We start from the raw sequence: 20,577 nt of genomic DNA, 5'->3' as shown, positions 1-20,577 counted from the left end.
GTAACTAGTTGTTACTTACGATTAAAGTTAAATAGCGACTAGCCTTGAATTGTAGTAAGTTAGGCACAATAAACTAGTAAAGATTCATTCTAATAAAGATATTAAATATTACAAGAGGTCAATAAGTTGAGCGATATGGCAAAAAATCTTATTCTATGGTTAGTGATTGCAGTTGTTTTGATGAGTGTATTTCAGAGTTTCTCTCCGGATTCTTCTCAAGATAAAGCAATGGACTATACCCGCTTTATTCAGGATGTTCGTCAAGGGCAAATTCGAGATGCAAATGTCGATAGAAATGGCGTAATTACCGGTGAAAAACGTAGTGGTGAAGCCTATAAAACAGTGGTGCCAGGTGGTTATGACCGCGATTTAATTAATGACCTTGTTAAGCAAGGTGTACGTGCGCAAGGTAAATTACCTGAAGAAACCAGCTTCTTAACTACTATCTTTGTTTCTTGGTTCCCGATGATATTACTTATTGGTGTATGGATTTTCTTCATGCGTCAAATGCAAGGCGGTGGCGGTAAAGGCGCTATGTCTTTTGGTAAGTCAAAAGCACGTCAATTGACCGAAGAGCAGATTAAAACAACTTTCGCTGATGTTGCTGGTTGTGACGAAGCTAAAGAAGATGTTGCTGAATTAGTCGATTATTTGCGTGAGCCTAGTCGCTTTCAAAAACTCGGTGGACGTATTCCTTCTGGTATTTTACTGGTTGGTCAACCTGGTACAGGTAAAACATTACTCGCCAAAGCGATTGCTGGTGAAGCAAAAGTACCGTTCTTTACTATTTCAGGTTCAGATTTTGTTGAAATGTTTGTGGGTGTTGGTGCCTCGCGTGTTCGTGACATGTTCGAACAAGCTAAAAAAGCAGCCCCTTGTATCATCTTTATTGATGAAATAGATGCCGTAGGTCGTCAACGTGGTGCAGGCATGGGTGGTGGACACGATGAACGTGAGCAAACATTAAACCAAATGTTAGTAGAGATGGATGGTTTTGAAGGTAATGAAGGCGTTATTGTTATTGCTGCAACTAACCGTCCAGACGTATTAGACCCAGCATTACTTCGCCCTGGTCGTTTTGATCGTCAAGTAACTGTTGGTTTACCTGACATTAAAGGTCGTGAACAAATTCTTAAAGTACATATGCGCAAAGTGCCATTAGGTGATGATGTTAAAGCTGAAGTTATTGCCCGTGGTACGCCTGGTTTCTCAGGTGCAGACTTAGCAAACTTAGTGAACGAAGCGGCCTTATGTGCTGCTCGTGGTGAACTTCGCTTGGTGAGTATGAAAGAATTTGATGCGGCTAAAGATAAAATTATGATGGGCTCAGAACGTAAGTCTATGGTGATGAGTGAATCTGAAAGAGAAATGACCGCATACCATGAAGCAGGTCACGCTATTATTGGCCGTTTGGTGCCTGATCATGACCCTGTTTATAAAGTGAGTATTATTCCTCGTGGTCGTGCTCTTGGGGTAACTATGTACTTACCAGAGCAAGATAGATTTAGTCATTCTAAGCAGCATCTAGAAAGTAATATTTCTTCTTTATATGGTGGTCGTGTTGCTGAAGACCTTATTTACGGTAGTGACAAAGTGTCTACTGGCGCTTCAAACGATATTGAGCGAGCCACTAATATTGCCCGTAAAATGGTAACGCAATGGGGTCTATCTGAAAAAATGGGTCCTATGCTATTTGCTGAAGAAGAAGGTGAAGTGTTCTTAGGTCGTACGTCGGCAAAATCACTGCATATGTCTGATGAAACAGCTAAAGATATTGATAACGAAATCAAAGACGTTATTCATCGTAATTACCAGCGTGCAGAAAACTTAATTAAAGAAAACATGGATATTTTACATGCCATGAAAGATTGTTTAATGAAGTATGAGACTATTGACGCTTTACAAATTGATGATTTAATGGCAAGAACAACCGTTCGTGCACCAGCAGGTTGGGCAGATAACGACAGTTCCAGTACTAACTCTGACAAGAATAAGGGTAATAAAGGTAATAAAGCGCCTGACGTTGAAAAAACCAGTAAGCCTACAGAAGAGGCTGAGCAGTCTACAGAGGCAAAGCCTGATACGAGTAAGCCAAATGGCGAAACACCGTCAAATTAATATAGGCTTGTTACCTTAGGTAGCATATCTAGCTTGTTAATAAATAGCTTTAATAATAAAACCTCGATATTTACCGCAAGTATCGAGGTTTTTTTTAGCTATAAGTTAGTCATAACAACATAGTTTAAATCAATTAAAAAAAGATTAATTCATGACACAAAATAAAGTACGTTTAGCAAATCCATCGCACAGCGAACAGCAAGGTAAATTTATTAAGCCACAAGTGATGGGGATTTTAAATGTAACCCCTGATTCGTTCTCTGATGGTGGAAAGTTTGCTAACTTTGATAACGCGTTAGCGCAAGTGGAACAAATGATCGTCGACGGCGTTGATATTATTGATATTGGTGGTGAGTCAACACGCCCTGGCGCAGATGCGGTAAGTGAAGCAGAAGAGTTGGCGCGGGTTATTCCGTTACTTAAAGCGATTAAAGCAAGGCTTAATATCAAAGTCTCTATTGATACTAGTAAGGCCGTAGTTATGGCTGAAGCCATTGCTTATGGCGCCGATATTATTAATGATGTCAGGGCATTACAAAATGAAGGTTGTTTAGCCGTATTAGCACAAAGCGATACTCCCGTATGTTTAATGCATATGCAAGGCTTACCTCGTTCGATGCAAGAAAACCCTCACTATGATGAAGTTATTAGCGAAGTTAAACAGTTTTTTATCGAGCGCATTAAGGTGTGTGAGCAAGCGGGTATTAACCGAAATCGACTCATTTTAGACCCCGGTTTTGGTTTTGGTAAAACCTTAGAACAAAATTATCAATTACTTGCCCAATTAAGCCAATTTCAAGATCTCGGTTTACCTTTGTTATCAGGAACCTCGAGGAAATCAATGATTGGTAATTTATTAACGCGCAATGTTAATGAACGTCTTGCAGGTAGTTTAACTACCGCTATAATAGCAGCACAGCAAAATGCACATATTATTCGTGTCCATGATGTTAAAGAAACCGTTGATGCGCTAAACGTGTTATCGATAACCGCTCAGTACCAATGAGGTGCAGTTGTAGCATAAAAATAGATAAAGTTACGCAAACCTAACTGATAGATAATCAATAGCGCTGCAATGACTAAAGCTATAAAAATAAGTATATAAGGAAAGATATGTCAGAACGTAAATATTTTGGTACCGATGGAATACGCGGTTTAGTGGGACAATACCCAATAACCCCTGATTTTGTGATGAAACTAGGTTATGCCGCAGGTAAAGTATTAGCAGGACAAGGTACTAAAAAGGTACTTATTGGCAAAGACACACGAATTTCAGGTTATATGCTTGAATCAGCCCTTGAAGCTGGCTTTTCAGCGGCTGGTATCGACGTAGGACTGCTTGGTCCTATGCCAACACCTGGGATAGCTTATTTAACTAAAACCTTTAGAGCAGAAGCGGGTGTTGTGATTAGCGCTTCACATAATCCGTTTTATGATAATGGTATTAAATTCTTCTCTAATAGCGGCGAAAAACTTCCCGATGATGTTGAGCAAGCGATAGAAGCGCAACTAGATAAACCAATGGGCTGTGTTGATTCAGCAAAATTAGGTAAAGCCACGCGTATCAACGATGCTGCAGGGCGTTATATAGAATTTTGTAAAAGTAATTTTCCTAGCCAAAGCTCATTGAAAGAGTTAACCATAGTGGTTGATTGCGCACATGGAGCAACTTACCATATAGCACCCAACGTATTTCGTGAACTAGGTGCGACGGTTATCGAAATAGGCACAGCACCTAACGGTACCAATATTAATGATGGTTGTGGCGCAACATCGATGGATGCGATCAGCAAAGCTGTTGTTGAGCATAATGCTGACTTAGGTATTGCCCTTGATGGTGATGGCGATCGTATTATGATGGTAGACCATACAGGCTATGTAATTGATGGCGATGAAATTATTTATATTATTGCTTGTAATGATCTAACATCTGGCCGTAAAGACGGTGGAGTAGTGGGTACGTTAATGAGCAACATGGGCTTAGAGTTAGCCTTTGAAGCGCTCGATATTGAGTTTGCCCGTAGTAAAGTGGGTGATCGTCATGTGATGGAGCTATTACGAGAAAAAGGATGGCAGCTTGGCGCAGAAAACTCAGGTCATGTTATTAACCTTAATCATACCTCTACAGGTGATGGTATAATTGCAGCCCTTAATGTACTTACTGCAGTAACTAAACAGAAAAAATCCTTACATGCATTGCGCCAAGGTATTACAATGCTACCGCAACTATTGGTTAATGTACGTTTTTCTGGTGAGAATAATCCATTAAAAGATGCCGATGTATTAGCCGCTGTTGCTGAAGTTAATGAAATACTGACCGGTCGAGGTAGAGTATTACTACGTAAATCGGGTACTGAGCCACTTATTCGAGTTATGGTTGAAGGTCCAGATCTTGATGAAGTCACTTTACTTGCTAACAAAATTGCTGATGTAGTGAAGTGTGTTAAATAATTAAGGTTAGTGGTTATTAATGCTAGTCACAGCGACTCTTAGTTATAGCGTAGTAATAAAATGCCGCGATTAAGTATAAAAAAACTGCAACCAGTAAAAGAACTGTGTTAAACACTTGTATCTTTTGTCTAGGTTAGTTACTATCTCGCGGCTTCATTTTAGCAATGGCCTCAGTTAACTTTTTTATTGATGTCAAAAGATAACATTTATCGACGTTAAAAATAATATTATAGGTTCTGAGGTATAAATGACTAGACAAGCAATTGTAGCCGCAAATTGGAAAATGAACGGAGACTCAGCCCTAGTTAGCTCTATGGTTTCAGCGTTAGCAAGCATTAACTTACCATCTCATGTAGATGTGGTTATTTGTCCAAGCTTTCCTTATTTATCTGAACTTAATCAGAAAATAACAGCGGCTAACTTAAATGACGCTATTCAGGTAGGCTCTCAAAATGTCAGTGAACATGACAGTGGTGCTTACACTGGTGAGGTATCTACAGCTATATTACAAGATTTAGCTATTCATTATGTTATCTTGGGACATTCTGAGCGTAGAAGCTTATATAATGAAACATCGTTACAGGTAGCTAAAAAAGTTCATGTCGCATTAAATGCTGGATTAACACCGATATTATGTATTGGTGAAAGTGAAGCAGAACGAGCAAACGGACAAACCGAATCTGTATTATCAGCACAGATTCAGCCAGTTATCGATGAAATTGGTATAAACAAATTTAATGATGTTGTTATTGCTTATGAGCCAGTTTGGGCCATAGGAACAGGTAAAACAGCATCAAGTGCTATGGCACAAGAAACACATCAGTTTATTCGTCAATTTTTAGCTCAACATAATGAGCAAGTAGCGAATAAAGTACCCTTGCTCTACGGTGGCAGCGTTAATGCAGCTAACTGTGAAGAATTATTTGCACAAGCTGATATAGACGGTGGTCTTATTGGTGGTGCTAGTTTAAAAGCCGAACAATTTAAAACAATTTGTTTAGCAGCTAAAGGAAAATAGAATGTTGTATCAAGTATTAATTATCGTCTATGTACTTATTGCGTTAGCCCTTATTGGCTTAGTATTAATTCAACAAGGTAAAGGCGCAGATATGGGCGCATCTTTTGGCGCTGGCTCTTCTGCAACCGTTTTTGGTTCAGGTGGTTCAGGTAATTTTTTAACTTCAGCAACAACTTACTTAGCCGTGGCATTTTTTGTTATTAGCTTAATATTAGGTAACTTAACCGCTAATAAAACGAAAGCGGTTGATGAGTGGAATAACCTAGCAGTGCCTGCTGAAGAGGCGATTGATGCTATTCCAACTGAAAGCATTGAAACAATGACACTACCGGCTGTTAATAATAGTGATGTACCTGCATCTGACGAGCCTGTTAATGAAGCAGACAATAGCAAGGTTCCAGAATAAAGTTACTTCGATAATTTATTTCGATAATGATAATATAGCTAACTAAGCCTCAACTTAGATAGCTAGAGATAACTAAAAGAGTTTACAAGTTAAGTATTGCGCGGATGTGGCGGAATTGGTAGACGCGCCAGCTTGAGGGGCTGGTGACTTAGGTCGTGGGGGTTCAAGTCCCCCCATCCGCACCACTTAACTTAATACAATAGATAGCTAAAGGCCGATTCGTGATGAATCGGCTTTTTTTTGGGTAATTTTTATATGTTAAAGCCCCATTTAAGCGCTTCGATGATATTCGAGATAAGTCTTTTATTGATTTTGACAAGGGAACAACCCTTGCCTACAATCAATGCCTTGCCTCTAAGCCTTTAAATTCTGGCTAAGAGATCACTTTCTTATGCAGATTGGTATTATTAGGTAATACAGAGGCCTATTTCTTTGAATAATCATTCTTTCCAATCAAAGTCTTGCCTCTAAAGCTTTTAATTCTCGGGGAGTGGCAAAGCACTTAATCAACGTGGTATTATTGAAGGGTGTTGGAGCATAGTGTATTGGCTAACCATTGTGAGCGATAGTGATAGAGTAATCATTGGCATTCACAATTCTTAGTAATTAATACCAACCTCGCGTGGTTAAATTTCCCTAAATAAGCACTGCTATATCGATATAAGAATTAGAAAAACATTGTCAATCTAGCTTAAGGTGTTGATAAATGAAAATAAAGTATAGTTCAAGTCTGTGTTTAGTTTGTTTTTTTACCAGTATTGTTTCGGCCAATTCGGTAAACAAATATTATGAGCAGATTTATGCTTTATCTGTTTTTCTTAGCAATAGTGAAGTAATGACTTTTGGTTTTGCTAACTTTGATCCTAAATATTTAGACCCCAGGAATCACCACTCATCTCAAACAGACTCAAAAATTGAGTCTGAAACAATTCAAAACCGTAATCAACTTAAAGTCATCAACCTACCTTATAATATTGAGTTAGCTGGTAATAACGTTAACTATAGTGATGCAATCAACTTTTCTATTGCGTTTATGGAGCAATCACATAATGTTGATTTTGGTTTTGAGCCTCAAGATAATAATATCAACAGAAACTTTACCGGTTATGCTGCCTTTTCTCGTCATTGGCGCTTAAGCACACATTGGTTGTTACGTACTCGTTTTGGTAATTACCTGACACACCATCGGAATAAGCATGATTATAATAGCCCAGAATTAGTATCAATTAGTGCGCTATTTGATGAGTTAATTTTCAATGTAGATAGTAATGCCTATATTATGGAGCCTAATATTCGTTTTGCTTACCATAAAATGGAGTCTTGGGGACGTTGGGAGTTTAGTAGTGACTATAACTATTTTTATGGTTGGGGCTTTGCGGGACCTAGCTATAATAGAGGGGTAACCCCTGAAGGTTGGCAAGTATCTAATGAGATAAAAGCACATTACCGACTCTACAAAGGGTTATCTCATGCTGAATCTCTTTTTGCCAAAATACAAAGGGTGGATATTGGAGGAGATATTTCACCTTCTTTAGGCACGTCTCATTATTATGAATTTGGTTTAGGTGTTTTATTAAATACTCAAAAAGTAACTAACCTAGTTGATAATATTGGTATCGGCTTAAACATAAATGTTGGTAGTAATTTAAGTGGTGGAAGTTTAGTTATTTATTTTAACGAACTGTAGTGGTGTAAGCCCTCTTTATTTATAAGTTAATTGACTCTAATCAAGAAGGTTTTCAGCGTGTATCAAGGTATAAGCTGTCATGTAGTTCGCAAGCAATACAGCTAATTAAATCGATTGCTATAAGATAGTATCTAACGAGTACTAAGGTGTTAAAAGGGCCTTGTAGGATATTGAATGGCGGCACATAGGTGGCAGTAAAAGTTATATGTTATTTATAACCAGCCACTAAAAAGCAGCGCTAGGCTGCTTTTTAACGTATATCAATAGCGTTGTTATATTGGTGCAGCTATACTGCGCTTATCAACAATCAATCATTGATCTTGCTCTGTGTATGGTGGAATACCTTTAGGTACATAAACTCCTTCCACTTTACTTAAAAACTCATCTTTACGCTCTCTAGGGTTAAAGAATTGTTTATACCAAATTCTCGCTTTCATAAACGGACCGTCGCTAGGTATAAATAAACCATTAAGGCAAGGGGCTTTATTAGTCCAAACCTGGAAGTCTTGCATGAAAGCAAATTTACTTGCATCCTGAAATTGACGTGCCGCAACACCATCTTCTACTGTTGCTACCGCGTTACCACCAGGTGACTTAACCAATAAGGCGTGCCAAACACGTACCGAGCCATCTTCTACTGGCGTATGAGTAATCATCAAATATGATTCATAATAGCCCGTTAGGTGAGAAATCAATACACCAGGACCGTGATACTTAGTAATGGTATGTAGCACAGGGCTAACACCATCGTCACCAACTAAGGTGCGATGAGGACCACATTGACGCTGTATGGCGTAATGACCACTAAATTCATTTTCATAGCGCTCCACGGTAGAGCCATGTATTGGACTTAAGTGGCCATAATCACAAATGTTATCAATAACTTCTTGTGGATGTTGTTCAAGAATACCTAAATCATCAAAACGCCATTGTACCCAAGACTCATCATCCCATTGCGGCAAACTTGGGTGGTCCCACTCTGGCTCACCATTTTCAGGATCATGCCATATCCATATTGCGCCCATACTTTCAGCGACAGGCCATGCTTTAATGCAGGCTGATTTGGGTATCGGTCCTTCATGATAAGGAATATCATCACATTGGCCATCCGGACCAAAGCGCCACGCATGATAAGGGCAGCGAATACTATCACCTTCAATGTTAGTACCACCGCCATCAATAATAACGTAAGAGGTATCATTTTTGGCAGCTAAGTGGGTTTTCATATGAGGGCAATAAGCATCAAGTAATACTACTCGACCAGTTGCTCTGCCACGATATAATGCAAAATCGCGACCAAAAAAACGTACTGCTACAGGCTTGTGAGTGTTGATTTCTTCAGCCGTAGCTATCATGAACCAACCTCTTGGAAACGTATGATCGCCAAGGCGATAGTCTTGTGTAGTGGCCATATGATGCACTCCTTCTATTTAGTTATGGACGTATTAGATTTTCTTCACGATGTTGTGTACTTAGTGTTTTAGCCATTATCTGTTGCTGATAAGGTGATATTGCTCGGTAATAAAACCAAGTAGATAGTAGTAATAAACTGATCATGACGACGATGGCATATTGCAGACCTTCGCCAGGGTTGGTAGAGGCAAATACATCACTTAAAGCGCCCGTTAATAATGGACCAAAGCCTGCGCCAAATAAGGTTAGAAATAGGCTAAGTAACGCTATGCTCGTTGCTCGTTGGCTACTACTTACTAAGTGACTAATAGCGGCGTAGGCAAGTGTTGCCCACCAACTATTAAAAAAACTAAAGCCGGCGGCAAACATAATAGCGTGTGGTATTTTTATGCTACCTAAGAGCCAAAAAGCATCGGCAGGCCAGAGTAAAAAAGCGAAGCCAAACGGCATACTAATTAATACACCTAAAGCAGGCATACGTAATTGCCAGCGGTTATCTGTAGTATTGAGTTTGTCACAATAATAACCGCTAAACATTGAACCCGCGGCGGCAAATATGCCACTAGCAAGACCAAAAGTAAGACCTGCTTGAGCAAGTGGCATATCAAAATTTCGCACCATAAAAGTAGGTGCCCAAATACCGTAACCATAGCCGACCATGCCAGCGACGGCTGTTCCCATGCAGATAAGAAAAAAACCTTTGATGCGCATGATGGTAAACACATCACTAAAAAACTTGCCTTGGGGTAGTTGACGAGCTTTATGCTCTGCTTCGGTATCGTATACGCCAAGACCAGGGTCTCTACCTAACACATATAACAGTAATGCGAGTAATAAACCGGGTGCACCAAAAAAGATAAATACTGCACGCCAACCATGTTCTTGCGCTATCCAGCCTCCTAGCGCCATTGCTGCTAATAAACCGACATGAGGTCCTATCATATATAAGCTAATCGCGAATGAGCGCTTATCGGGAGGGTATAAATCAGACACCATAGAAACAGATGGAGAGGTTCCGCCAGCCTCACCGATAGCTACCGTCATACGAGCGAGGGTAAATTGCCAAAATTGAGTAACAACACCACTAGCCATGGTCGCTAAACTCCACAAGCCACAACAAACCGCAATGATATTTCTGCGGTTAGTGCCTCGATCGGCCATACGACTGAGTGGAAAGCTAACCGCTGAATATAAAACAGCAAAAGCGAGTCCGCTGACCGCCCCCATTACCGTATCTGATACATCAAACTCTTGCTTGATTGGCTCGAGCACAATAGCAATTAAGTTACGGTCGATGAACGAAAAAACGTAAATTACAGATAGTAATAACAACGTCAGTCGAGTTCTGTTTGCACTTAGTGGACTTTTATCTGATTGCATTTACCGCTCTCTATTTTAAACAAGTTTTCATCTACATTAACTTTGCTGAAAAATAGGGCATCGTCCTTTTGGACGTATTACATTATCTTCAAATGGCTTCTTATTAGTGCAAGCATATGTTGAAGCATATCCTGAGGCATAATGATATTAACGATGAACCAAACATTTATTTTTGGAGACCTAATGAAAGCTATGGTGTTACCTGATGAGCGAGATAATCATCAACAATACGGTCTTTTAGAATATCCCATGACGCCACCGCAGGCTAATGGTTCTGTGGTGGAGATCGCTAATGGTATTTTGTGGTTGCGTATGCCTATGCCTATGGCGCTAGATCATATCAATGTTTATTTACTCAAAGATGTTGATGGCTGGTACATTGTCGATACTGGCCTGAACACAGAAAAAACACGTCAGTTATGGCTCCAAGTAATAGAGCAGCATTGCCAAAAAAAAATGATTAAGGGCATTATTTGTACTCATTTCCACTATGATCACAGCGGACTTACTAGCTGGTTAACGCAAACATTTAACGTGCCGTTATATATGACTTATGGTGAATTTTATATGCTCAACACGATTAGTCGCAGTGTTGATACCTTAGGTAATAAACATCAATTAGCCTTTTATCATCGCACCGGTACCCCACGTAGTGAAGTTGACGCTATGATGGATAGTTGTCGTAATGATCCTTTTATAAAACATAGTCCTGAATCATTTACTCGGCTTCGAGGAGGTGATGTGTTAACGATAGGGCAGCGTCGTTGGCAGATTATTATTGGTGAAGGACACTCACCTGAGCACGCTTGTCTTTATTGTGAAGAAGATAAGCTATTGCTGTCGGGCGATCAGTTATTACCCTCGATTAGCTCCAATATTTTAGTTAATGAAATGGAACCTCAAGGTCAGCCACTTAAGCACTGGTTACGCTCTCTTGAGCAATTACAAACACTTGATATAAATACGTTAGTGCTACCTGCTCATGGCCCCGTATTTAGGCAAATGCATTTACGCGTGCAGCAATTAATTGACCATCATGTAGAACAGTTATCGCTGTTAAAATCCTTTGCCTTGCAACAGAAAGAATTCAATACTTATCAGGCGATGAAATATTTATTTAAACGTTCGCGTTCACTTGCGCCTATTGAAAGTATGATGGCTTTGGGTGAAACCTTAGCACACCTTAATTGGCTTGAAGATAACGGTGATTTAATTTGCCAGTCTATGAACGATTCAGGCATTAATACCTATTTACCCACCCCTATAATAAAAAAGACAGGAGGTACTCTATGAACTTACTTAAATTAGTTGCTGATGCTCAATCTCAATTGATGGCACCTGGTGCACCATTTGAGCTTGAGAGTAAGCAAGTGAATGGCCAAACATTGCCAGTGTATCGTAATGCACCAATCAATTTAGCGCAGGTCATTAATGATTCACGTCGTACAGATGAACAAAATTTTTTGGTTTATCAACAGCAACGTTGGAGCTACAAAACATTTTTTAAAAAAGTTGATAGTTTAGCCACCTATATGCATCAAAAAGGCATTGGTAAAGGCGAACACGTAGCAATAGCTATGCGTAATAATCCTGAGTGGGTGGTAGCTTTTTGTGCGACAGCGCTTATTGGTGCTGTGCCTGCGCCGCTTAATAGTTTTGGCTTAGCGCAAGAGTTATTGTCAGCATTAACCGCTATAAAACCTAAGTTATTAATTTGTGATAGCGCTAGGTGGCAACGAATTAATCAAAGTGAGGCATGGTCTAGTGAGACCTTAGTGCTAAATGATAGCGCATCAAGCAGTTTTGTAAACCAGCCAACAGTCACTGATTTATCGGTTGCATTACATCATCAAGCAATACCACTTGAACTACCACAAATAGAAGACACAGACCCAGCCTTAGTATTATTTACTTCAGGCGCAACCAGTGTCGCTAAAGCGGTTTTTTCAAGTCATCTCGCTGTATGTCAGGCACTTTATAATATCGATTTTATTGGGGCAATATCCGTAATGACTTCTCCTGATGCGTTAGCTCGCATTATGGAAAAAGCGCTTGTCCCTACGATTTTAACCGCCGTACCATTATTTCACGTCAGTGGTTTACATGCACAGCTACTGGCTGCTTTACGGGGAGGTCGCCGATTGATTTTTACCCATAAATGGGATCCCGTTGATGCGATTAAGTTAATTAAAAAAGAGCAGGTAACACAGTTTAATGGCGCGCCGTCTATGGTGATGCAATTGTTGCGTGAACCTAGTTTTCATAGCGCTGAGGTCATGAAATCTTTTAGTGGCCTTGGTTTTGGCGGAGCCGGTTTACCTGCCACTTTAATTGACCAAGCATTATCAAAGTTACCTGAGCAAATGATCGGTGCTGGTTTTGGTATGACCGAAAGCAATGGCGTAGGCGCAGCGGCGTCAGGGGATGTGTTTCGCTATGCGCCTAAAAGTTCAGGGCTTGTTTCACCCATTATGGAGGTGAAAATTTGCGGACGCGATGGTCAGCCTTTGCCTGCCAATAGTGTCGGCGAGGTTTGTATGCGTGGTGTTTGTATTATGGATGGTTATGTCGGTAACACCAGTGCTACGCGAGATGCAATACGTTCAGGTTGGTTACACACCGGCGATCTTGGTTATCTTGATGAAGCAGGCTTTTTATATATTGTTGATCGTATTAAAGATGTGATTAATCGTGCCGGTGAAAATATTACGTCGGCTGAAGTTGAATCTTGCTTACTTGAGCAAGCGGCAGTGGGAGAAGTCGCTGTTTTTGGTATTCCGGACGAAGAAACGGGCGAGGCCGTTGTTGCCGTGGTGTGTTTATTAAAAGATGATTCTGTCGATGAAAAGGTTTTGTTAGCACACGTAGCACAGCGACTGGCTAAATATAAAATACCGACAAAAATTCATATCACTAACGAAAAACTCCCGCGTAATCCTGCAGGTAAGTTATTAAGAAATAAACTGAAAAAAGAATTTTATCCCTAATTTAACTTACCGTATACATGAATAAATACAGTAATAACTAGGTTACTAAATGAGTTAATCACGCATAACGTTTTGAAAAGGAGTAGATCGATGACCACAACCAATGATACTGAAAACCAATACGATGTCATTATCGTGGGTTCGGGAGCAGGCGCCATGACAGCTGCTATTTTCGCAGCAGATCAGGGGAATTCAGTGCTTGTTGTTGAAAAAAGCGATAAATATGGTGGTACGTCAGCAATATCTGGTGGTGGTATCTGGATACCCAATAATGATGAATTTAAGGCCCTCGGTGGCACTGACTCTTATGAAAGCGCATTGACGTATATCAAAGCGGCTAGTGCTGGTAGTGTCGATGAATCGCGGATCCGCGCTTATTTAGATAACGCCCCCAAAATGATCCGAGAATTACAAGCTAATAGCCGAGTAAAGTATGCGGTGGCTGAAAAATACCCTGATTATTATCAACATCTTGACGGCTCTTTACCCGCTGGGCGTAGCATGGATCCTGAACTATTTGATACCACAGGGTTGGGGGATGAAATTGAGCACCAGCAACCGGCATCGGGTAATACCTTGTTAATGGGAAAAATGGCGTGGACCGCTCGACAGGCACATAAAGCGGTTGCTAAAGAGCGTGGTTGGATGCTGATGATTATCGGCTTAATGTTACGTTATAAGCTTGATTTTAAACAACGTAAAAAAGGTCGTCGTGACCGACGTGCAGGTTTAGGCGGCAGTTTGGTTGCCTCATTAAGACATTCATTACTCGATCGTAATATTCCATTATGGCGCAGTACAGAGTTTACCGACTTTGTTATGACCGGCGATAAAGTGACCGGCATTAAGGTTATACGCGATGGTCAAACGCTGACACTAAATGCTCGTCATGGCGTTATTATGGGTAGCGGTGGTTTTGAACAAAATCAACAATTGCGTGAAAAATATCTGCCACAACCAACAGAGCAAGCGTGGAGCGCAACACCAAAAGATGGTAATACCGGAGCAGGACTCGAAGCAGGACAAAAAATTGGTGCGGCAACCGATTTACTCGATTGGTGCTGGTGGGCACCAACCTTAAAAGTACCTAAAGAACAGAGTGCTCGAGGGTTATTTGCCGAGCGCGCTTTCCCTGGTGCCATTGTCGTTGATGGCTTAGGTAAACGTTTCTTTAACGAAGCCGCCCCTTATTTAGAGTTTGGTGATGCCATGTACCGTAATCATCAAAAAGCCGGTAATTCCATTCCATCATGGGTGGTTTTTGACAGCCATTTTCGTCAGGAATACGCCATGGGTCCTTTGATGCCAGGAAAAATCATGCCAGATAGCAGAGCGCCGAAAGCATGGCGAGATTCAGTTTATTGGAAGGCCGATACTCTTGATGAACTCGCACAACTGATCAATGTTGATGCCGCAGGTTTAGCTCAAACGGTAACCACCATGAATGGCTATGCAAAAACAGGCGTTGATGAAGACTTTCAACGTGGTGGTAATGTGTTTGACCGCTATTATGGTGATGCAAGTGTAAAACCAAACCCTTGTTTAGCGCCGATTGAAAAAGGGCCATTTTACGCGATGAAAATTCATCCAGGTGATATAGGGACTAAAGGTGGCTTATTGACTAACGACTTCGGTCAAGTAGTACGTCCTTCTGGTGACCCCATTGCTGGACTTTATGCCATTGGTAACTGTTCATCTTCTGTGATGGGAACAAGCTATCCGGGTGCAGGCGCAACGCTAGGGCCCGCAATGACTTTTGGTTATATTGCTGCCAATCATATTACTGTAAACCGAACAGCAACAACGGATTAGATAGAGAGTTTATATGAGCATGAGCAATATATTACAACCTAACGATAATACCATCATCGACAGTATTCCTAAGCTAGTATTTGCTGGCGCAGAGCGTTATGGCGATCTTACTGCTATTGAAGATGCAGAGCTGAGGGTAAGTTACCGTGAGCTACCCAATCGAAGCTTAGCCGTGTGTCGAGCCTTGATTGCCTCTGGTATTCGCCCCGGCGATAGGGTCGCTATTTGGGGAGCTAATTCTGGTCTTTGGGTACTTGCCGCTATTGGTCTTCAAATGGCGGGGGCGGTATTAGTACCTATTAATACCCGAATGAAAGCCGTTGAGGCTGCTGACATTATTAATCGCAGCGGTGCAAAGCTTGTTTTTAGTGTTGGCGATTTTCTTAAAAGTGATTACCCAGCCGATTTAGCTAAATTGTTTACACCCACAGCCCTATCTATCGTGACGTTAACACCTCGACAAGGTGGCGATATCGAGTCATGTTGCGATTGGCAAACATTTTTACAAAAAAGTGAAAGCGTGAGCGAAGCCAGTGCTCGTGACATTGCTAACAGCATTGGCGGCGACGATCTTGCTGATTTGATGTTCACCTCTGGTACTACAGGTAAGCCTAAAGGTGTTATGAGCCGCCACGGTGGTATGATCCGAGCTTTTAGCGGTTATGTCAAAACCATTGGTCTTATTCCTGGCGATCGTTACTTGGTGGTTAATCCGTTTTTTCACTCATTTGGCTACAAAGCGGGTTGGGTTAGCTGTTTGTTAGCGGGCGCTACTATTTTACCGCAAGCGGTATTTGACGCCGATGAAGTCTTTGACCGAATTAATAAAGACAAAATTACCGTATTACCTGGGCCGCCAACGTTGTATTTATCATTACTGGCACACCCAAGCCTTGACAGCGCTGATTTAACCAGCTTACGTGTTGCCGTTACAGGTGCTGCAACAATTCCGCCCGTACTTATTGAACGTATGCGTAATCAGCTAGGCTTTCAAGTGGTGACAACCGCTTATGGCTTAACTGAGTGTGGCGGCTTAGCGACTATCTGCGATACCGATACCGATAATGAAACGATTGCTTCAACTAGCGGCCGTGCTATTGAAGGTACCGAAATTGCTATTATGTCAGCACAAGGCGAAATATTGCCAGCAGGTGAAACCGGCGAAATTTGTATTCGTGGCTTCCATGTTATGAAAGGTTACTTTGAACAACCAGCAGCCACCGCTGAAGCTATTGATGCAGATAACTGGTTACATACTGGCGATGTTGGTCATCTAAATGATAAAGGCTATCTTAGTATTACCGATCGATTAAAAGATATGTATATCTCGGGCGGTTTTAATTGTTATCCAGCTGAAATTGAAGCTGTTTTAACAGAACATCCAGCCATTGCGCAATCAGCCGTTCTTGGCATAAAAGATGAGCGCATGGGAGAAGTCGGCTGTGCTTTTATCACTTTAAAATCAGAGCATTCACTTGATGAGCCAGCACTTATTGCTTGGTGTCGAGAACGTATGGCTAATTACCGTGTTCCTAAGAAAGTGAAAATAATTAAGGCAATGCCAGTCAATGCGTCTAACAAAATTGTTAAAGCAGAGTTGGCTAAAACCGTTGCATAAATACGAGCTAGGCTAAAAGGGGCAAAGATTTTGGAGTTTTCATTTACACAAGAGCAGAAGATGATCCGCGATACTGCGCAAGCCTTTTTAGCTGACGTTTCATCATCAAGCGCAATACGTAATGCTATGGCCAGTGAACAAGGGTTTGAAACACAAATCTGGCAACGTATTTGTACTGAAATGTACTGGCAAGCCATTCATATACCTGAAGAATATGGCGGTATGGGGCTTGGTTATGTTGAGCTCGTTATCATGCTTGAAGAAATGGGGCGCTACTTGTTATGTTCGCCGTTTTTCTCGACAGTATGTTTAGGGACCAATGCCTTAATTGTTGCAGGCACAGCAGCGCAAAAACAGCAATATTTAAGCCAAATTTGTCAAGGTAGCCTAACCGCTACACTGGCTTATACCGGTAACAACGGACGGTGGGATGCTGACGCAGTACAGGCAACAGTGACCACTGATGGTGATCACTATTTACTTAATGGTCGCTATCGCTATGTACCCGATGGCCATAGCGCAGGGTTAATTATCTTTGCAGTGCGTGACGAAGGGAGTACTGGCGTCGATGGCATTAGTTTATTTGCTCTTGATGCGAACACGCCAGGCGTAAAGCGCTCTTGGTTACCGACCATGGATGAAACCCGTAAGCAAGCTGAAATTACCTTAGACCAGGTCTGTGTTACTAAAGCAGATTTAATGGGTGAGCAAGGTAAGGCTTGGCCTCAATTGAATAAAATTATTCAGTTAGCTACGGTAGCCGTTGCGGCAGAGCAAGCCGGTGGTGCTCAGCAGACGCTAGATTTAACGGTCGAATATACCCAAGAGCGTGTTCAGTTTGGTCGCCCTGTTGCAGGTTTTCAAGCAGTTAAACACCAAGCGGCAGACATGATGTTACGTGCTGAAGTTGCCAAGTCAGCGGTTTATTATGCTGCTTGTGTCGCAGAAGAAGCCCTTAATGGCGGTCCGTTAGCTAATGAACTAGCAGAAGCGGCCAGTGTTGCTAAATCGTATTGTTCACAGGGATATTTTAGCAATGCCAGTGATGCCATTCAGCTTCATGGTGGCGTTGGTTTTACTTGGGAGTACGATGTTCACCTGTATTTCAAACGTGCCAAGTCTTCTGAACTATTTTTAGGCAATAGCGCCTATCATCGCGAACTTATCGCACAAATATTATTAGATTAATCGGTTAATAGGGTAGCACCAATGAAAATAAGTTTTAGTCCCGAAGACGAAAAATTTCGCGCTGAAGTGGCGCAGTGGCTAACACAAAACTTAGTCGGTGAATTTGAGCAGCTTAAGTTTCGCGGCGGTCCCGGAGATGAGCATATGTTTCCCCAAGCGCGTAAAAAGTGGGAACAAAAACTCGCTCAAGACGGCTGGACTTGTATCGGTTGGCCAAAAGAATATGGTGGTCGAGGCTGTTCAATTGAACAACAGGTTATTTTTAACGAAGAGTACGCTCGTGCTGGAGCACCCGGACATGTGGGTCATATCGGTGAAGGCCTAGCGGGACCAACGCTTATTGCCTTTGGTAGCGAAGCACAAAAACAAAAATATTTACCTGGTATTGTTGCCGGTACTGAATTGTGGTGCCAAGGTTACTCTGAGCCTGGTGCAGGATCTGATTTAGCGAATGTTAAAACTAAAGCATATTTTGACGAAGCTAAAGGGAAATGGATTATTAGCGGTCAAAAAGTTTGGACATCATTAGCTCATGAGTCTGATTATATTTTTGTCATTGCGCGTACAAACCCTGACTCGATTGCGCATAAAGGTCTTGGCTTTTTCTTGATGAAAATGGACCAGCCTGGCATTGAAGTACGAGGTATTAAGCAGTTAACAGGCACGTCAGAATTTAATGAAGTTTTTTTTGACCAAGCTGAATGTGACGCCGATGATATTGTTGGTAAACCCGGTGAAGGTTGGGCGATTGCCATGGGATTGCTTGGTTTTGAGCGTGGCGTTTCAACGTTGGGACAGCAGATGCAGTTTCACAATGAACTTAATCAAGTGATCGCTATTGCTAAAGCTAATGGCAACGATAAAGACCCCATTATTCGCCAACGTATTGCCGAGGCACATGTTCGTTTGAAAATCATGCGCTATAACAGCATGCGTATGCTGTCTGATGAGGGCGATGGTGGCCTGAAAAAAGAAGCGTTAATTTATAAGTTGTACTGGTCTACTTGGCATCGAGATTTAGGTGAACTTGCCATGGATGTTATGGGACCAGAAGCTGAAATTTTAGCGTCAGCGCCATATAATTTAACGCGCTTACAAGCGATGTATTTATTTGTCCGCTCGGACACTATTTACGGTGGCACTAATGAAATACAGCGAAACATTATTGCTGAACGTGGTTTAGGCATGCCCAAAGAGCCCAAAATTCAAATGAATTAGCGGCTTTTATCTCATCTTTACTTTAGATTTTTATGTCGGTCTTTAGTTAAGAATATTTATTCCACTCTTTAGCCCCAGTCATTAAAAACTTAACGATTACAAATAAAGGTTATTCTTGCATGAAAAATTATAATATTGCCATCCTTTCCGGTGATGGTATTGGTCCAGAAATAATGAAAGAAGCGATTAAAGTGCTTAACGTCGTAGAGTCACTATCAAAGGTACGCTTTACTTTGACCCAAGCAGATTTTGGAGCAAATGCTTATTTTAAGTGTGGCGACTCGTTTCCTCAAGCAACCAAACGTATTTGTGCTGCCGCGGATGCTATTTTAAAAGGGCCTGTAGGTTTAGGGTATGAAGAGACTCAAAAGATACCAGTAGATCAACAACCTGAACGAGGCGCTATTTTACCTTTAAGAACATTTTTAAATACTTATGCCAATATACGCCCCGTTTATTTGCCTAAAACATTAAATAACTTTTCCCCTTTAAAAGCTGAAATTATTAAAGACGGCATTGATATTGTTATGGTTAGAGAGCTTGTTGGTGGTTTATATTTTGGTAATAAAGAAGTCGGCTTAACAAAATCTGGTAAGCGTTACGTTAAAGAAACCCTTGAATATGATGAAGACCAAATTAAACAAATACTCTTAGTTGCTTTTAACATAGCGATGAAGCGCAAGAAAGTTTTGCATAATATTCATAAAAGCAATGTGTTGAAATCGAGCGTACTTTGGAATGAAGTACTAGCGGAAGTTGCAATAGAATTTCCTGAAGTAGAAGTAAAACACCAACTTGTTGATTCTGCCGCTACCTTCCTTTGTTTAAACCCGACTATGTTCGATGTTATGGTGATGGAAAATATGTTCGGTGATATTTTAAGTGATCAAGCAGGTGGTATTTTAGGCTCATTAGGGTTAATGCCTTCTGCTTGTTTAAGTGATGATATTGCTTATTATGAACCATCGCATGGCTCTGCTCCTGATATTGCCGGAAAAAATATAGCGAACCCTTATTCAATGATTGGCTCTGTGGCTATGATGTTAGAATACAGTTTTGGTATGATTGAAGAGTCAAAAAAAATCTGGCAAGCAATGGAGAATGTTTTTGTGCAAGGCTATTCTACCGCTGAACTGTCTCATTCAGCTGATGAACTTACCATACTAACGACGAGTGACTTTGGTGATAAAGTTGTTGAAATATTAAAAAATTTATAACAATAGTTGTGATGGGTAGTGAAGGCTAAGGGGTTGCAAGCCCTTAGTCTTCACTATGCTTACT

General features: G+C 41.1%; 15 protein-coding genes and 1 tRNA gene. 14 read left to right on the top strand and 2 right to left on the bottom strand.

Translation table 11 applies throughout. The annotated features are described in order from the left end of the window. Positions 1 to 126 precede the first annotated feature (126 nt). The 7 genes from ftsH to FCS21_RS05970 all read left to right on the top strand — a co-directional run bounded on the left by ftsH (position 127) and on the right by FCS21_RS05970 (position 7,680). Positions 127 to 2,118: an ATP-dependent zinc metalloprotease FtsH gene (gene ftsH, locus FCS21_RS06000; protein ID WP_138621407.1), complete on the top strand. Its 1,992-nt coding sequence runs from the start codon at positions 127 to 129 to the stop codon at positions 2,116 to 2,118. A 226-nt stretch (positions 2,119 to 2,344) separates the two neighbouring features. Next, positions 2,345 to 3,124 (top strand): dihydropteroate synthase, encoded by a 780-nt coding sequence (folP, locus tag FCS21_RS05995; protein WP_246047061.1) that lies wholly within the window; start codon positions 2,345 to 2,347, stop codon positions 3,122 to 3,124. A 107-nt stretch (positions 3,125 to 3,231) separates the two neighbouring features. Beyond that, a complete protein-coding gene (gene glmM / locus FCS21_RS05990; protein WP_138621404.1) occupies positions 3,232 to 4,569 on the top strand; it encodes a phosphoglucosamine mutase in 1,338 nt (445 codons plus the stop codon). A 247-nt stretch (positions 4,570 to 4,816) separates the two neighbouring features. Next, positions 4,817 to 5,587, top strand: a complete 771-nt coding sequence (gene tpiA / locus FCS21_RS05985; protein ID WP_138621402.1) for a triose-phosphate isomerase — start codon at positions 4,817 to 4,819, stop codon at positions 5,585 to 5,587. A gap of 1 nt (position 5,588) precedes the next feature. Beyond that, complete coding sequence (secG, locus tag FCS21_RS05980) at positions 5,589 to 5,993, top strand: preprotein translocase subunit SecG (protein WP_138621400.1); 405 nt, start codon at positions 5,589 to 5,591, stop codon at positions 5,991 to 5,993. Positions 5,994 to 6,093: 100 nt separating this feature from the next. Continuing rightward, positions 6,094 to 6,178, top strand: a tRNA-Leu gene (locus tag FCS21_RS05975). Between the two features lie 521 nt (positions 6,179 to 6,699). Next, positions 6,700 to 7,680: a Solitary outer membrane autotransporter beta-barrel domain gene (locus FCS21_RS05970; RefSeq protein ID WP_138621398.1), complete on the top strand. Its 981-nt coding sequence runs from the start codon at positions 6,700 to 6,702 to the stop codon at positions 7,678 to 7,680. Between the two features lie 311 nt (positions 7,681 to 7,991). Here FCS21_RS05970 and FCS21_RS05965 read toward each other — a convergent pair whose 3' ends face one another. Then, on the bottom strand, positions 7,992 to 9,092 hold the full coding sequence (locus tag FCS21_RS05965) for a Rieske 2Fe-2S domain-containing protein (protein WP_138621396.1): 1,101 nt from the start codon (positions 9,090 to 9,092) through the stop codon (positions 7,992 to 7,994). 22 nt (positions 9,093 to 9,114) lie between these two features. Next, the gene (locus FCS21_RS05960) at positions 9,115 to 10,473 is read right to left on the bottom strand and encodes a spinster family MFS transporter (protein WP_138621394.1); all 1,359 of its coding nucleotides are present in this window, start codon (positions 10,471 to 10,473) and stop codon (positions 9,115 to 9,117) included. A gap of 183 nt (positions 10,474 to 10,656) precedes the next feature. Here FCS21_RS05960 and FCS21_RS05955 point away from each other — a divergent pair, with 183 nt between their 5' ends. The 7 genes from FCS21_RS05955 to leuB all read left to right on the top strand — a co-directional run bounded on the left by FCS21_RS05955 (position 10,657) and on the right by leuB (position 20,513). Further along, positions 10,657 to 11,766, top strand: coding sequence for an MBL fold metallo-hydrolase (locus FCS21_RS05955; protein WP_138621392.1), 1,110 nt, complete (start codon positions 10,657 to 10,659; stop codon positions 11,764 to 11,766). Continuing rightward, positions 11,763 to 13,460: a class I adenylate-forming enzyme family protein gene (locus tag FCS21_RS05950; protein ID WP_138621390.1), complete on the top strand. Its 1,698-nt coding sequence runs from the start codon at positions 11,763 to 11,765 to the stop codon at positions 13,458 to 13,460. Before FCS21_RS05955 ends, FCS21_RS05950 begins: the two co-directional genes overlap by 4 nt. A gap of 90 nt (positions 13,461 to 13,550) precedes the next feature. Continuing rightward, on the top strand, positions 13,551 to 15,272 hold the full coding sequence (locus tag FCS21_RS05945) for an FAD-binding protein (protein ID WP_138621388.1): 1,722 nt from the start codon (positions 13,551 to 13,553) through the stop codon (positions 15,270 to 15,272). Positions 15,273 to 15,291: 19 nt separating this feature from the next. Beyond that, a complete protein-coding gene (locus FCS21_RS05940) occupies positions 15,292 to 16,890 on the top strand; it encodes a FadD3 family acyl-CoA ligase (RefSeq protein ID WP_246047051.1) in 1,599 nt (532 codons plus the stop codon). A gap of 30 nt (positions 16,891 to 16,920) precedes the next feature. Next, positions 16,921 to 18,078 (top strand): acyl-CoA dehydrogenase family protein, encoded by a 1,158-nt coding sequence (locus tag FCS21_RS05935; RefSeq protein WP_187695296.1) that lies wholly within the window; start codon positions 16,921 to 16,923, stop codon positions 18,076 to 18,078. A 21-nt stretch (positions 18,079 to 18,099) separates the two neighbouring features. Beyond that, positions 18,100 to 19,296: an acyl-CoA dehydrogenase family protein gene (locus FCS21_RS05930; RefSeq protein ID WP_138621384.1), complete on the top strand. Its 1,197-nt coding sequence runs from the start codon at positions 18,100 to 18,102 to the stop codon at positions 19,294 to 19,296. A gap of 119 nt (positions 19,297 to 19,415) precedes the next feature. Continuing rightward, complete coding sequence (leuB, locus tag FCS21_RS05925; RefSeq protein WP_138621382.1) at positions 19,416 to 20,513, top strand: 3-isopropylmalate dehydrogenase; 1,098 nt, start codon at positions 19,416 to 19,418, stop codon at positions 20,511 to 20,513. The last annotated feature ends 64 nt before the right edge of the window (positions 20,514 to 20,577 follow it).

Origin of the sequence: Colwellia ponticola (assembly GCF_005885605.1) — a bacterium.
GTDB lineage: Bacteria > Pseudomonadota > Gammaproteobacteria > Enterobacterales > Alteromonadaceae > Colwellia > Colwellia ponticola.
Note: the sequence above shows the minus strand (reverse complement) of the source record. Positions and strands in the feature narration are given on the sequence as shown.